Here is a 13,983-nt window from a genome sequence, read left to right on the forward strand (position 1 = left end):
GCGTCGAGGCCGACCCGTCTCCGCTGGGGTTTCAAGCATCCAGTTTGACATGCCCGCCACCTGCCGCCGCCGGGTGGTTCCGGTCATGCTTTCCTTGGGTGACCGGATCGCGGTCGCGGGTCGAACCCGGCCGGGCCGGGGGGGAGGGGCTGATCTTGTCCACGCTGAGTGATCTGCTCGCCGAGCACACCGGGCTGTCCGGTACCGCCGCCGACCACCTGCAGCTCGTGGTCGCCGAGTGGCAGCTGCTGTCGGACCTGTCCTTCGCAGACTTCCTGCTGTGGGTGCCGATCGGCCCGCAGGAGACCCCGGAAAGCCGCTTCCTGTGCGTGGCCCAGGCCCGGCCGACGACGGCCCCCACCGCCCATCCGGAGGACGTGGTGGGCACCGAGGTCACCGAGGAGGAGCACCCGCAGCTGCGGCGCGCGGCCCTGGAGGGCCGGATCTGCCGCGAGGAGGACCCGCGCTGGCACCTCGGCGTTCCGGTGCGCCGCGAGACGATCCCGGTCCGGCTGGGCGACGAGATCGTCGCGGTGCTCAGCCGCGACACCAACCTCGCGGTGCCGCGGGTGCCGAGCCCGCTGGAGATCTCCTACCTGGGCAGCGCGGCCGACCTGTGCCAGATGGTGGCCGATGGCACCTTCCCGACCCCGGAACCGGCGCCCGACGTGCACACCAGCCCGCGGGTGGGCGACGGCCTCATCCGCCTCGACAGCTCCGGCACGGTCGTGTTCGCCAGCCCGAACGCGCTGTCGGCCTACCACCGGATGGGCCACGCCGCGGATCTCGTCGGCGCCCAGCTCGCCCCGCTGACCCGGTCGCTGCTCAACGACCCGTTCGACGCCGACGAGGTGGCGCAGCGGGTGCGGCGCGCGATGGGCGGGCAGCCCAGCATGCGCATCGAGGCCGAGGCGCGCGGTGCGACGGTGCTGTTCCGGGCGCTGCCGCTGCGCCCGCGCGGGCAGCAGGCGGGTGCGCTGGTGCTGGTGCGCGACGTCACGGAGGTCAAGCGGCGGGACCGCGCGCTGATGTCCAAGGACGCGACGATCCGCGAGATCCACCACCGGGTCAAGAACAACCTGCAGACGGTGGCCGCGCTGCTGCGGTTGCAGTCGAGGCGGACCGGGAACAACGAGGCGCGCCTCGCGCTGGACGAGTCGGTGCGGCGGGTGACCTCGATCGCGCTGGTGCACGAAACGCTGTCGATGTCGGTGGACGAGCGGGTCGACCTCGACGACGTGGTGGACCGCGTGATCCCGATGATGAGCGATGTCGCCGTGGCCGAGACCGGGGTGAAGGTGCGCCGCGAGGGCCGGTTCGGGGTGGTGTCCGCCGAGTTGGCGACCCCGCTGGTGATGGTCCTCACCGAGCTGGTGCAGAATGCTTTCGAGCACGCCTTCCCGGAAGGGCAGGGCGGTGAAGTCGTGGTGCAGGCGGAGCGTTCGGCGCGCTGGCTCGACGTCGTCATCTCGGATGACGGTCGTGGCCTGCCGAAGGGTTTCTCCCTCGAGCGCGCCGAACGCCTCGGCCTGCAGATCGTGCGGACCCTCGTGGAATCGGAGCTCCGAGGGTCGTTGAGCTTGCGCGGTCGCGGGCGGCAGCGGGGTACGGAGGCGGTGTTGCGCGTTCCGCTGAAGTACCGGCGCTGACGTCTGCCCGGTAGGTCGGGCGCCGCGCGGTGCGTCGATCCTGGTGATGCGACCGGTCGGGCGGTGTCGCATCGCGGCCGATCGGGTCGGGTTCCCGGATCCGCCTGCTCGAACGAGCTGTGAGCTGGGCGGTTCTTCCGGGGCCGACATCGACGCGGATCGGCCGGGGGTCTCGTCGGGGTGTACGGGTATCTTTCGGTGCGATGGCCGTTCTTCGCGACCGGGGCGAAGACGCCGGGTCGATCACCGGGGGTGCGATCGACCCGCTGCGTCTTCAGCGAGTTTCGCTACTCAGGCGTTGGTGCGGGCCCGGGTGCGAGCGTTGCGCCGCTTGAGGGCACGCCGCTCGTCCTCGCTCATACCGCCCCAGACGCCGGCGTCCTGCCCGCTCTCCAGTGCCCATGCCAGGCACTCGGAGGCGACGGGACAACGGCGGCAAACGGCCTTCGCCTCGGCGATCTGCAGCACGGCAGGACCGCTGTTCCCGACGGGGAAGAACAGCTCCGGGTCCTCGTCACGGCAAACCGCATCGTGGCGCCAGTCCATCGTTCCTTGCTCCTCGCTAGGCGCGCCAACGCGCGCCGCTCGTACGTGTTCGGGGTGTTTGTGAATGCTTGCACGGAGTCCGTGTGCTTGTGAATGCTTTCACGAACTGCCGCGATGTCAAGAGTTCGATCTCGCGCGGTGAGGGAACTCACCTGAAAGATCGACAGGACTTGACCAGGGGTTTCGGTGTGTCACCGGTCGCAGACGGGGGTCGCGAGTCGGTAACTACGTCCATCCGTTACGAGAAGGTTATACGGCGACGCGGAGAGCTTCCGGGACTGAGAGGAACTCGATCTCCGAACGCTCACCCAGGCAATCGCCGTCGACCTGCAGGCGCAACGGCTCCGTACAGGTTACGCGGAGATGGGCCACGTCCGCACGTTGAATTAGGTTACTTCCGTGTGGTTTCGCTCTACCGCGTAGCATTTCCGCTACATGTCGTAACACAGGGTAAGTGCGCATGTTCCGCAGCGCGAAGACGCCGAGACCGGTGTCGAAGCTGGTCTCCGGGCTCATCCGCACCGGTCGGGAGCCGAGGTAGGTCCAGGGGTCGGTGTTCGAGACGAACACGCTGTGCAATCCGCCGACCTGCGATTCGTCACCAATTCGCAAGGTGAGCTTCGGCTCCGCGCGGGCCATCCGGAAGTAGCAGGCGAGCGCGGTGCGGGCGTAGAGGGCGGGAGTCACGTTCCGGCCGTTCGAGCGCAGCCGCTCCACCTCGGCGACCACTTCTGCGTCCCAGCCCACACCCGCGTTGAAGGTGAACCATCGCTCATCGGCGCGGCCGAGCCCGACCCAGCGACCGCTGCGCTCGGCCACCGCGCGCAGCAGGCGGTGCGTGGCCTCGACCGGATCCCTCGGCAGCCCGAGGGCGCGGGCGAACACGTTGGCGGATCCGCCGGGCACCACGCCCAGCGTCGGCATCGCCCGGTCGCCCACGTCACCGGCCGAGAACATGCCGTTGACCACTTCGTTCACCGTGCCGTCGCCGCCGTGCGCGATCACCAGGTCCACGCCGTCCTCGACGGCCGCGCGGGCGGTGTCGGAGGCGTGGCCCCAGTACTGCGTTTCGACGACGTCCAGCTTCAGCTCGCTGGCCAGCGCGTGAGCGAGCACATCCCGGCCAGCCGCAGTGGTGGACGTCGCCTGCGGGTTGACGACGAGTACGGCGCGCACACCCGCAGCCTAGGCGAGACCAGTGGTTCAGCTCTCCCGCAGGGCCTCCTCCCGCCGCGATCGGTGCTCCCACCAGCTGCGGTGCCCGACGCGGGCGGGGCGGGCCGGCTGAAGCACCGGGAACGGGTGCGCCGCGCCGCTGACCTCCGCCGGGACCCGGTGGGAGCCGGACGCGCAACCCCGGAGCGCATCCGTTCGCCGTCCACCCGGGCCGGTCGGGCGCACGGACGGCGCGGACACCCCGATATCCGCGATCGCCGTGGCAGCCATGAGCCGATCATTGCGCGTGACAGTGGTCGCAGCCATGCGTCATTCAGGCGGTATTACCATCGATGGGGCATACGCAGAGTCACCGATTCCGCTTTCCGGAAGGGCAACCGCGACCGTGTCGATCGAAGCTGTCCCGCGCACCGTGCGCATCGCCGGCGTACTGACCACGCTGCAGGCCGTGGCGGGGCTGATCTTCGTCGTCGCGCTGCTGGTCCGCGGCACCAACACCGGCTCCGGCGGGGTGGGGGAGTTCGGCAGCGCCCAGACCTACGGGGAGGCCGGCTACTTCGCGCTGCTGTCGGCCGGAGTCCTCGCGGCGGGCCTCGGCATGCTCAACGGCAAGCACTGGGCGCGCACCCCGGCACTGCTGCTGCAGCTGATGCTGCTGGGCACCGCGTGGTACGCGATGGGCCCGTCGGGCCAGCCGGTGATCGGGCTGGCCCTCGCGGTCCCGGCGATCGCTGTCCTCTGGTTCATGTTCAACCGGGAGGGACGGCGCTGGTCGTACTACGGCAACGCCGCCCCCGACGCGGACCGCGAGGACTAGGGCCCGTTCGCGGCTTCAGGCGCTGAAAGCGCGGAGCGGCTCGCCGGTGAGGCGGAAGACCGTCCACTCGTCCATCGGGATCGCGCCCGCCGCCTTGTAGAAGTCGATCGCCGGCTTGTTCCAGTCCAGGACCTGCCACTCCAGCCGCGCGTAGCCGCGGTCGACGCACTCCTTGGCCAGCGCCTGCAGCAGCGCCTTGCCCAGGCCGCTGCCGCGCTGCTGGGGCTGCACGAACAGGTCCTCCAGGTAGATGCCGTGCACGCCCTCCCAGGTGGAGAAGTTCAGGAACCACAGGGCCAGCCCCACCACCGCGCCGTCCACTTCGGCCACGTGCCCGAACAGCGCGGGGTCCGGCCCGAACAGCGCCGCGCGCAGCTGCTGCTCGGTCAGGTGGCACAGCTCGGGCGCCTTCTCGTACAGCGCGAGCTCGTGCACCAGCTCGACCATGGCCGGGACGTCGGCTTCGGTCGCACGGCGGATCATCGATACCTCCACGGGTTTCTGCCTACCGGGCCAGCATATTCGCGCCCGGCGGCAGCCCCGCGCGGCTCTGCACCGGCATGCGTCCGGAGGACGCCGAGGTTCCGCTGCCCGCACCGCCGCGCAAGATGCGCTTGAAGAGTCAGCCCTGCTGCCAAGGCGGGATGTTGGAGCGCACCACCTGCGGGGCTCCGCGCTCGCGGCCGAGCACGGTGATCCCGGCCGGATCCAGCGCGAAACCCACGCCGGCGACCGCGGGCAGGCCCAGCCAGCGGGCGATCAGGCAGCGGCTGAAGTGGCCGTGGCCTACCAGCACCACGTCGGAGGCGGTGTCGGCGATGCGGACCAGCAGCTCGTCGGCGCGGGCCGACACCTGCTCCGCGGACTCGCCGCCCGGGCAGGGGTGCGTCCACACCGTCCAGTCCGGGACCTGCTCGCGGATCTCCGGGGTGGTCAGGCCCTCGTAGTCGCCGTAGTCCCATTCCGCGAGCAGCGGTTCGGTGGTGATGTCGTCCAGCCCGGCCAGCTCCGCCGTGCGCTGCGCGCGCCGGCGCGGGCTGGCCAGCACGACGACCGGCCCGGCCGGGCGCAGCGCGGTCAGGGTCTGCCCGGCCTGGCGGGCCCGCAGTTCGCCCTCGACGGTGAGCGGGATGTCGGACCGGCTGGTGTGCTGGCCGGTCTGGGACCACTGGGTGGTGCCGTGTCGGAGGAGGTAGATGCGGTGCTCGTCCTGTGCCACGGCCAGAGCGTAACCGCGCTAGGCGGGGAGCACCCCTTCGCGAACCGCCGCCGCCAGCTCCGGGCCGGCCTTGTCGGGCGATCCCGAGTCGAACGGCGGCTGCGGGTCGTACTCCAGGGCCAGCTGGATCAGCTTCGCGCTGTCCTCGCCCCACATCCGCGCCGCCAGCAGCAGCGCCATGTCGATGCCCGCCGACACCCCGGCGCCGGTGATCACGTCGCCGTCCACCACCACGCGGTCGGTGCGGACCTGCGCTCCGAGCTCGGCCAGGACGTCGCGGACCGCCCAGTGCGTGGTCGCCGGCCGGTCGGCGAGGATGCCCGCCTTGGCCAGCAGGGTCGATCCGGTGCACACCGACGCCGTCCAGGTGGTGGTCGGGTGCACGGCGGCCAGCCAGGTGGTCAGCTCGGTGCGCTCCAGGGCGGCGCGCCACTGCGAGCTGCCGGGGACCACGACGACGTCCGGGCCGGTCAGCTCGGCGAACGTCGTCGTCGGCCGGATCGGCAGGCCGGAGTCGCAGACCACCGTGTCGCGGCTCGCCGCGACGAAGTGCGGGGTGACGCTGTCGGGTCCGGCGAGGACCTCGTACGGACCGATCAGGTCCAGCGCGGTGAACTCGTCGTAGAGGACGAATGCGATGTCCACAGTGGTCTCCTCAGATCTCGTCGGTGCCGGTGGTGCGGAAGCGGTCCCGGTAGGCGCTGGGCGGGATCCCGAGCTGGCGGACGAAGGCGCGGCGCATGGTCTCGGCGCTGCCGAAGCCGCAGCGCCGCGCGATGCCGCGCCGACCGGTTTCGAGCATCGCGCACGCCGCTTCTACGCGCGCCCGCTCGACGTAGCGGCCCGGGCTGGTGCCGACTTCCCTGGTGAACAGGCGGGTGAAGTGCCGCGGGCTCATGGCCAGCCGGTCGGCCATCGCCGTGACCCGGTGGTCGCCCGCCGGGTTCGCGGCGATCTCGCCGAGCAGGTCGTGCAGCGCGCGGTCGCGGACCGGTTCCGCCGAGTTCCACACGCTGAACTGCGACTGCCCGCCGGGGCGCTGGAGGAACACCACGAGCCACTTGGCGATCGTGCGGGCGATCTCCGGGCCGTGGTCGTCCTCGACGAGGGCGAGCGCGAGGTCGACGCCGGCGGTCACCCCGGCCGCGGTGAGCACGGAGGCGTCGCGGACGTAGATCGCGTCCGGCTGCACCTCGACGCCCGGGTAGGACTCGGCGAGCTCGTCGCACTTCGCCCAGTGCGTGGTGGCCCGGCGCCCGTCCAGCAACCCGGCTTCGGCCAGCATGAACGCCCCGGTGCAGACAGAGGTCGTCCGGCGGGCGAGACCGGACAGGCGGCGCAGCTGCCGGGCCAGCTCGGGATCGTCGGCCGTTTCGCGGAACCGCCAGCCGCCCGCCACGACGAGGGTGCCGATTCGGTCGACGTCCTGGAGGGCGCTGTCCACGCCCAGCCGGACCCGCGACGAGGTGACCACGTCGCGGCCGCTCAGCGAGGCCAGCCGCACCTCGTAGCCGTCGTCGACCAGGTGCGCGGCGCCGTCGAACACCTCCAGCGGGCCCGCGACGTCGAGCAGCTGGACGCCGTCGTAGACCACGATGACCACGCGGTGTCTGTCCACGTCATCGAGCTTGGCCGCAGCCGTGCACGTCCTCAAGGACGGGCACCCCACCGATCAGGACAGGTGCTGCTCGGCGCGCCCCTCCGCGTAGGCCGCGGCGAAGAGCTCCGGGGCGGCTTCGCGGGCTCGGGCGGTGATGCGGTCGACGTCGGCGCGTTCCGCCCGGGGGAGCGGTGCGCCGACCGATTCGCGGGTCACCGCGGCTCTTCCGAGCAGGCGCGCGGCGGCTTCGGTGTCGCCGAGGAGCGCTTTGGCACCGGCCAGGCCCTCGAGGGCCAAGGCGATCGCGCGGGGGTCTTCGGTGCTCTCGGCGGTGGCGAGGCCTTCGGTGTGGAGGCGGGTCGCGGTGTCGGCGTCGGCGCGTTGTTCGGCGATGAAGCCGAGTTCGGCCAGCGCCAGGGCGACGCCGGGGTGGTCACCGGCGCGGCGGCTCCACCGCAGCTGGCGCTGCCACAGCTGCTCGGCGTCGTCCAGGCGTCCCTGGCGGCGGGCGGTCAGCGCGAGGCCGAACTCGGCGTAGACCAGGCCCTGCTCGTTGCGGGCCGCCGCGGCGAGGTCGGCCGCGCGGCGGTGGTGGGCTTCGGAGGCTTCGAGGTCTCCGGTGAGCAGCGCGATGCGGCCCAGCCCGGACAGCTTGTTGGCCGCCTCGGAGGCGAGGCCGAGTTCTTCGGCGATGCGCAGCCCGTCGCGGTGCGTGCGCGCGGCCATCGCGTAGTCGCCGGTGATCTCGGCGACCCTGGCCAGCAGCTCGGCCGCCTGCAACTGCCCCCACTGGTCGCCGAGCTCGTCGAACAGCGCCTTCGCCGTCGTCGCGTCCTGGCGGGAAGCGGCGAGCTCACCGCGCACGATCCCGCGGCGGGCCCGGTTGGTTAGCGCCGCGGCCTCGCCCCAGCGGTCCCCGGCCTGCCGGAAGGTCCGCAGCGCCCGTTCCAGGGTGTGCGCCGGCCCGGTGTAGTCGCCGACGTCGAGGTGGACGAATTCGAGGAAGCACTCGGCCCTTGCCCTGGCGACCGGATCGGTGATCTCGGGCCGCTCCCGGGCGACGTCGCGCGCCGCGCCGGAGAGCACGGCCAGGGAATCCCGGCACGCCGCCACCACCGGGTCGGTGCCGGCGCCCGCCAGCAGTTGGTGCGCTTCCCGGAACCGGCCGCGCAGGAACAGGTGCCACGACGCGGCCGCGGCCAAGTGGCGCGTCGCCGCGGTGTCGCCCTGGCGGACCGAATCGTCCAGGCTGGAGCGGAGGTTCGGCAGCTCCAGGTCGAGCCGCCGCAGCCAGACCGGCTGCTCGCTGCTGCGCAGCCCGGCTTCGGCGCGTTCGGCCAGCTCGGCGTGGTAGCGGCGCGCCCGCTGCCGCGCGGCGCCGGTCTCCTCGGCTTCGGCGAGGCGTTCCCGGCAGTAGGCGGCCACCGATTCCAGCAGCCGGTAGCGCGGGCGCCCCTCGGGGAACCCGACGGTCACCAGGCTGCGGTCGACCAGGCCGGTGAGCACGTCGAGCAGGGTGCTCGGGTCGTTCGCGCAGACCGCCTCGGCGGCGTCGAGCGTGCACCCGTCGGCGAAGACCGAGAGGCGGCGCAGGACGATCTGCTCCTGCTCGTCGAGCAGGCCCCAGCTCCAGTCGATGACCGCCCGCAGGGTCTGGTGCCGGGTGGGCGCGCGGCGGTTGCGGGCGGTCAGCAGGTCGAAGCGGTCGTCCAGGCGGGCGGCGAGCTCGCGCAGACCGAGGCCGCGGACCCGGGAGGCCGCCAGCTCCAGCGCCAGCGGCAGGCCGTCGAGGCGGTGGCAGATCGCGGCGATCACCGCGGCGTCGTCGTCCCGCTGGTCGAACCCGGCCGCGGCCGCGCGGGCCAGGAACAACTGCGCGGCACTGGAATCGCGGACCGCCGCGGGAGTTTCACCGTCGGGCAGGGCCAGCGGCTGGACCGACCACAGCTGTTCGCCGGGCAGGTGCAGCGGTTCCCGGCTGGTCGCGAGGAGCCGCACGCCGGGTGCGGCGGCCAGCAGCCGGTCGGCCAGCGCGGCGGTCGCGTCGATGACGTGCTCGCAGTTGTCGAGCAGGAGCAGGAGGTTCTTGCCGCGCAGGGCTTCGGCCAGGCGGGCGGCGCCGTCGCGCGGGGAACCGGCGACCTCGTCGCGCAGCCCCAGCACGGCCGCGATGGCATCGGCCACCTCGGCTTCGGTGACCGCGCAGCAGGTGTCGATGGCGGCGAGCTCGACCAGCCACGCGCCGTCGGAGAAGGACTCCGCTGCGGCGCGGGCGATTTCCAGGCCGAGCCGCGTCTTGCCGACCCCGCCCGGGCCGGTCAGCGTCACCAGGCGTCCCGCGCTCAGCCGCTCGCGCACCGACTCCAGGTCGCCGTCGCGGCCGATCAGCTCCGAGACGGCGGCGGGGAGGTTGTGCCCGGGCGCGGTGGCGGTGAGCGCCGGTTCCTGCCGGAGCATCGAGCTGTGCAGTGCCGACAGCTCGGGGCCCGGGTCGATGCCGAGCTCGTCGGCGAGGCGGGCCCGCACCCGCTGGTAGGACTCCAGAGCCTCGGCCTGCCGCCCGGAACCGTAGAGCGCGCGCAGGTGGAGGGCTTGCAGCCGCTCGCGGTGCGGGTGGCGCGCGACCAGCTCGGCCAGGTCCGCGGCGACTCCGGTGTGCTCGCCCAGTTCGAGGCGCGCAGCGGCGTGGTCCTCCTGCGCGGCGAGGCGTTGGTCGTGCAGCCGGGTGCGGGCGGGCGCTGCGAAGGGCGCGTCGGCGAACTCCGCGAACGCCTCGCCGCGCCAGATGTCGAGGGCACCGGCCAGCGCCGCTGCTCGGGCCCTGGCATCGGGTGAGGTCCTGGCCTGCGCGCTCAACGCGGCGAAGCGCCCGGCGTCGACGGCTTCGGCGTCGATGTCGAGCCGGTAGGCGCCGGAGCGGAACTCCAGCAGTGCGCGCGCTCCCGGCTCGGCGGAGTCCAGCGCCTTGCGCAGCTGCGAGATCTTGGCGCGCAGCGTCGGAACCGGTTTGCCGGGCGGTGCCGAACCCCAGAGGTCTTCGACCAGCCGGTCGGCGGAGACGAAGCGGCCGGGCGTGACGAGCAGGTCGGCGAGCAGGGCCCGCACCTTCGCCTCCGGGACGGGCACCGGAGTGCCGTCGTCGGTCCACACCGCGAGCGGGCCCAGCACTCCGAAACGCACGTGCCGACAGTACTCGGTGACCTGCGGTGATGGTCGGCCGCAAGCGGATCCGAAGCGAACCGCAACCGGGGCCGCCCAGGCTGGGGCCAACTCCAGCGAGAGGACAGGCCATGAACGACGCACAGCCGAACACCGGTCGCGAGATCCGGTTGCGGTCGCTCCCGGGCGGTGAGCTCCGGGCGGAGGACTTCGAACTGGTCGAGACACCGATCCCGCAGCCCGGTGCCGGGCAGGTGCTGGTGCGCAACACCTGGATGTCGGTCGACCCCTACATGCGGGACCGGATGGACCCGGCGGTCACCTTTCTGCCGCCGTACCAGGTGGGCGAAGCGCTCGACGGTCCCGCGATCGGGCGGGTCGTCGCCTCCGACTCCGCGGAGGTGCCGGTCGGCACCGCGGTGCGGCACTGGCTCGGCTGGCGCGAGTACGCCGTGCTGGACGCGGCCGCGGTCGAGGTGCTCGACACCTCGGTCGCCGAGGAGCAGGACTACCTCGGCCCGCTGGGCACGACCGGGCTGACCGCCTACGTCGCCACCACCGAGATCGCCCCGGTGCGCCCAGGTGACGTGGTGTTCGTCTCCGCCGCGGCCGGCGCGGTCGGCAGCGTGGCCGGGCAGCTGGCCCGCCAGTTCGGCGCCTCGAAGGTGATCGGATCGGCCGGGGGCCCGGTCAAGGCCCGCAAGCTGCGCGAGACGTTCGGTTTCGACGCCGCCGTCGACTACCGGTCGGCCTCGGTCGCCGAGCAGCTCGACGTCGCCGCGCCGGACGGCATCGACGTCTACATCGACAACGTCGGCGGTGAGCAGCTGGAAGCCGCCATCGACGCGATGCGCGGCGGCGGCCGGATCGCGCTGGTGGGCGCCATCAGCGCGCACGGCGCACCGCCCGCGGGGCCGAAGAACTACTTCCAGCTGGCCATCAAGGAGATCGCGATGCGCGGCATGCTCGTCGGCCAGCACTTCGACCGGTTCCCGGAGTACATCGGCAAGGCCGCGAACTGGCTGCGCGACGGAACCCTGCGCACCGAGACCACGGTGCAGCACGGCATCGAGAGCGCGCCGGAGGCGCTGCTGGGCGTGCTGCGGGGTGCCAACACCGGGAAGATGCTCGTCCGCCTGGACGGCTGAAAAGCGTTCCGGCGAACGGATTTCACGCTGCGCGGACGGGAATCGCGCAGTTCTGCAAGCCCATTCGACGTTTACAAGCAGACAGGAGATCTTCACCATGAATTCCCAGCCGGGAGGCCGTGCGCTCGTCGTCCTCGCGCACCCGCGGAGCGACTCGGTCACCGCCCGGAGCGCTGACCTGGTGCACCGCAAGCTGAAAGCGGCGCAGTACGAGGTCGACCTGCTCGACCTGTACGCCGAGGACTTCGACCCGCGCGTGACCCCCGCCGACGAACCGGACTGGGCCGACCGGGAGAAGACCTACTCGCCCGAGGTCCGCGCCCACATGGCCCGGGTCGACGCCGCGGACGTGATCGTGGTGGTCTTCCCGGTGTGGTGGTTCTCCCTGCCTGCGATCCTCAAGGGCTGGATCGACCGCGTGTGGAACTACGGTTTCGCCTACGGGCGCAGCGAGCCGCGGCTGGCGGGCAAGCGCATGCTGTGGCTGGGCCTGGCGGGCGGGTCGAGCGAGGGCTACGCGGAGGTGGGGCTCGCGGAGATGATGGATCTGCAGCTGCGGGTCGGCATTTCGAACTTCTGCGGGATCACCGACGCGGACTTCGTGCTCGTCCACGACCTCGAAACCGCGGACGCAGAGCAGGCGCTGGCCGATGTCGAGGACAAGGCGGAGCGGTTCCTGGGCCGCTGAACCGCGGGGCACCGGCCGCTCAGCGGGCGGTGCCCACCAGGCCGCGCAGGATCTCCTCGGCGTGCGTCCACAGCAGCGAACCGCCCGCATCCGCCACCACGTGGTGCCGAGCGGCGGGGATGCGCCGGGCCAGCGTCACGCCGTGGTCGGGGGAGTGGCTGGGGCTGGTGTCGAGCGCGCCGTACCAGAGATCCACCGGGATCCGGATGTCGGCGACGTCGAACGGCCAGCGGCCCATGGCCAGGACGGTGTCGCGGGCGTAACCGGCCGGTCCCTGCGCGAACCCCTCGGCCATCGCCTGCCGGAAGACCGGCTCGAATCCCGGTGACCGGTAGACGGCGAGGTCGACGTCCGGGCTGAACCTGGTGATGAGCTGCCACAGCGCGTCGGCGCTGCCGAACTCGGCGAAGGACTGCTCGGCGGCGGCCGGGTCGGCGGCCACCAGTTCGACCATGCTCCGCAGGTCATCCGGCAGCCCGCTGTCGAAGGACGCGAACTCGTCGGCACCGGCGACGACGGCGGCCCGCGCCGCAACGCCCGCCGCGGCGCAGGCCAGCGCGAACGGCCCGCCCGCCGAGTAGCCGACGACGGCGAGCTCGGCCGAGCCCAGCACCGCCCGCCGCAGCTCGGCGATGTCGTCGGCGAAGCTGTCCAGCGTCCGGCCCGGTGCGGGATCGGACGCGCCCAGCCCGGGCCGGTCCACCGAGATCAGCCGGACGTTGAGCGCGTCGACGACGTCGGTGCCGAACCCGAGATGACGGCTGGTCGCGGCGCCGGGGCACAGCACGACCGGCGTCCCCTCCTGCGGCCCCCACTCGGCCCAGGCCAGGTTCCGCCCATCGGAAAGTCCGTGCCGCCCGAGCCGCTCCGGTCCGGAAACGTCCATGACAGTCGATAGTGGACGTTCCAGTGCCGGAATGCCACCGAATTCTCGGGTGCGGGCGCTCGCCCGACGGCCCGCCGACCGAAGACCCAGTGCTGTGCCAGCGCAGTCCGCCACTCCGCGCGAGCATGCAGCATGCTCCTCGTCTTGTTCGGCCTCCCGGTGGCAGTGGCCTTCTCGGGGCTGGTCGCCTCGGCGCTCCAGCGCTGGGCGTTCTCGGGGACCGGAAGGACGAGAAAGGCGCCGACCGGCGAAGGGTTTCGCTGGTCGGCGCCTCGGTGAAGCCGGTGCCTCAGCCCTGCTTGGTCTCCCAGAAGATCTTGTCGATCTCCGCGATGTAGTCCAGCAGTTCCTGACCCTTCTTCGGGTCCATCGAGCCCTTGGTGCCGGTGGCGCCGGCCGCCTTGGTGGCCTTGTTGACCAGCTCGTGGAGCTGCGGGTACTTCTCGAAGTGCGGCGGCTTGAAGTAGTCGGTCCACAGCACCCACAGGTGGTGCTTGACCAACTCGGAGCGCTGCTCGGCGATCAGAATCGCCCGAGTGCGGAACTCCGGGTCCTCATTGGCCTGGTACTTCTCCTGGATCGCCTTGACCGACTCAGCCTCGATGCGCGCCTGGGCCGGGTCGTACACGCCGCACGGAAGATCGCAGTGCGCGGTCGCCTCCAGGCGAGGGCTGAGGATTCGCGACAGCAGTCGCATGATTCCTCCCTGACAGTGAGTGCTCCGACAGCGCCGACCCTACTCTGGAAGATCCCCGGCGTCCTACTGGAGGTGGCAGTGAAATCCCTCGGCCGGTGGCCATGGCGCCGCTTGCTGGTGCGGGGTCCGTCGATGGTTCCCACGCTGCGGGATCGCGATGTCGTGCTGCTGCGGCTGCGCGGTCGTGCCCGGGTGCGCGACGTCGTCCTGGTCCGCTGGGCGCAGCGGCCGGAGCAGCTGTCGATCAAGCGCGCGGTGCGCCGCGATGGCGGCGGTTGGCACGTGGAGGGCGACAACAGCTTCGGTTCGACCGACTCGCGGGAGCTGGGGCCGGCGGAAGTCCTCGGCGTCGTCCGCTGGCGGCTGTGGCCGAACCCGGGACGCCTGCGCTGAATCGC

Annotated in this window: 14 protein-coding genes; 5 read left to right on the plus strand and 9 right to left on the minus strand. The window is 72.2% G+C overall.

What is annotated here, in order from left to right:
• Window positions 1-155 precede the first annotated feature (155 nt).
• On the plus strand, window positions 156-1,649 hold the full coding sequence (locus tag C4T78_RS32600; RefSeq protein ID WP_093157942.1) for a PAS domain-containing sensor histidine kinase: 1,494 nt from the start codon (window positions 156-158) through the stop codon (window positions 1,647-1,649).
• A gap of 291 nt (window positions 1,650-1,940) precedes the next feature.
• Here C4T78_RS32600 and C4T78_RS32605 read toward each other — a convergent pair whose 3' ends face one another.
• The gene (locus tag C4T78_RS32605; RefSeq protein ID WP_093157940.1) at window positions 1,941-2,195 is read right to left on the minus strand and encodes a WhiB family transcriptional regulator; all 255 of its coding nucleotides are present in this window, start codon (window positions 2,193-2,195) and stop codon (window positions 1,941-1,943) included.
• Window positions 2,196-2,444: 249 nt separating this feature from the next.
• On the minus strand, window positions 2,445-3,371 hold the full coding sequence (locus C4T78_RS32610; protein WP_093356933.1) for a diacylglycerol/lipid kinase family protein: 927 nt from the start codon (window positions 3,369-3,371) through the stop codon (window positions 2,445-2,447).
• 385 nt (window positions 3,372-3,756) lie between these two features.
• Between C4T78_RS32610 and C4T78_RS32620 the strand changes: the two genes are divergently transcribed.
• Window positions 3,757-4,188: a hypothetical protein gene (locus tag C4T78_RS32620; protein WP_093356936.1), complete on the plus strand. Its 432-nt coding sequence runs from the start codon at window positions 3,757-3,759 to the stop codon at window positions 4,186-4,188.
• Window positions 4,189-4,203: 15 nt separating this feature from the next.
• On the opposite strand, the gene C4T78_RS32625 is transcribed toward C4T78_RS32620, so the two are convergent.
• From C4T78_RS32625 to C4T78_RS32645, 5 genes are all read right to left on the minus strand, one after another.
• A complete protein-coding gene (locus C4T78_RS32625) occupies window positions 4,204-4,671 on the minus strand; it encodes a GNAT family N-acetyltransferase (RefSeq protein WP_093356938.1) in 468 nt (155 codons plus the stop codon).
• 139 nt (window positions 4,672-4,810) lie between these two features.
• Window positions 4,811-5,407 carry an acid phosphatase gene (locus tag C4T78_RS32630; RefSeq protein WP_093356939.1) on the minus strand — a complete coding sequence of 199 codons (597 nt, stop codon included), beginning with the start codon at window positions 5,405-5,407 and terminating at the stop codon, window positions 4,811-4,813.
• A gap of 18 nt (window positions 5,408-5,425) precedes the next feature.
• A complete protein-coding gene (locus C4T78_RS32635; RefSeq protein WP_093356941.1) occupies window positions 5,426-6,052 on the minus strand; it encodes a DJ-1/PfpI family protein in 627 nt (208 codons plus the stop codon).
• Window positions 6,053-6,062: 10 nt separating this feature from the next.
• A complete protein-coding gene (locus tag C4T78_RS32640; protein ID WP_093356942.1) occupies window positions 6,063-7,025 on the minus strand; it encodes a GlxA family transcriptional regulator in 963 nt (320 codons plus the stop codon).
• A gap of 54 nt (window positions 7,026-7,079) precedes the next feature.
• Window positions 7,080-10,187, minus strand: a complete 3,108-nt coding sequence (locus tag C4T78_RS32645) for an AfsR/SARP family transcriptional regulator (RefSeq protein ID WP_093356944.1) — start codon at window positions 10,185-10,187, stop codon at window positions 7,080-7,082.
• 110 nt (window positions 10,188-10,297) lie between these two features.
• Here C4T78_RS32645 and C4T78_RS32650 point away from each other — a divergent pair, with 110 nt between their 5' ends.
• Window positions 10,298-11,314 carry an NADP-dependent oxidoreductase gene (locus C4T78_RS32650; protein ID WP_093356945.1) on the plus strand — a complete coding sequence of 339 codons (1,017 nt, stop codon included), beginning with the start codon at window positions 10,298-10,300 and terminating at the stop codon, window positions 11,312-11,314.
• 97 nt (window positions 11,315-11,411) lie between these two features.
• Window positions 11,412-12,002, plus strand: coding sequence for an NAD(P)H oxidoreductase (locus C4T78_RS32655; protein ID WP_093356946.1), 591 nt, complete (start codon window positions 11,412-11,414; stop codon window positions 12,000-12,002).
• Between the two features lie 19 nt (window positions 12,003-12,021).
• Here C4T78_RS32655 and C4T78_RS32660 read toward each other — a convergent pair whose 3' ends face one another.
• The gene (locus tag C4T78_RS32660; RefSeq protein ID WP_093356947.1) at window positions 12,022-12,888 is read right to left on the minus strand and encodes an alpha/beta fold hydrolase; all 867 of its coding nucleotides are present in this window, start codon (window positions 12,886-12,888) and stop codon (window positions 12,022-12,024) included.
• 289 nt (window positions 12,889-13,177) lie between these two features.
• Window positions 13,178-13,585 carry a superoxide dismutase, Ni gene (sodN, locus tag C4T78_RS32665; protein ID WP_093157921.1) on the minus strand — a complete coding sequence of 136 codons (408 nt, stop codon included), beginning with the start codon at window positions 13,583-13,585 and terminating at the stop codon, window positions 13,178-13,180.
• A gap of 78 nt (window positions 13,586-13,663) precedes the next feature.
• Between sodN and C4T78_RS32670 the strand changes: the two genes are divergently transcribed.
• A complete protein-coding gene (locus C4T78_RS32670; RefSeq protein ID WP_093356949.1) occupies window positions 13,664-13,978 on the plus strand; it encodes a S24/S26 family peptidase in 315 nt (104 codons plus the stop codon).
• Window positions 13,979-13,983: the final 5 nt, after the last annotated feature.

The organism is Saccharopolyspora kobensis, assembly GCF_900108315.1.
GTDB lineage: Bacteria > Actinomycetota > Actinomycetes > Mycobacteriales > Pseudonocardiaceae > Saccharopolyspora > Saccharopolyspora kobensis.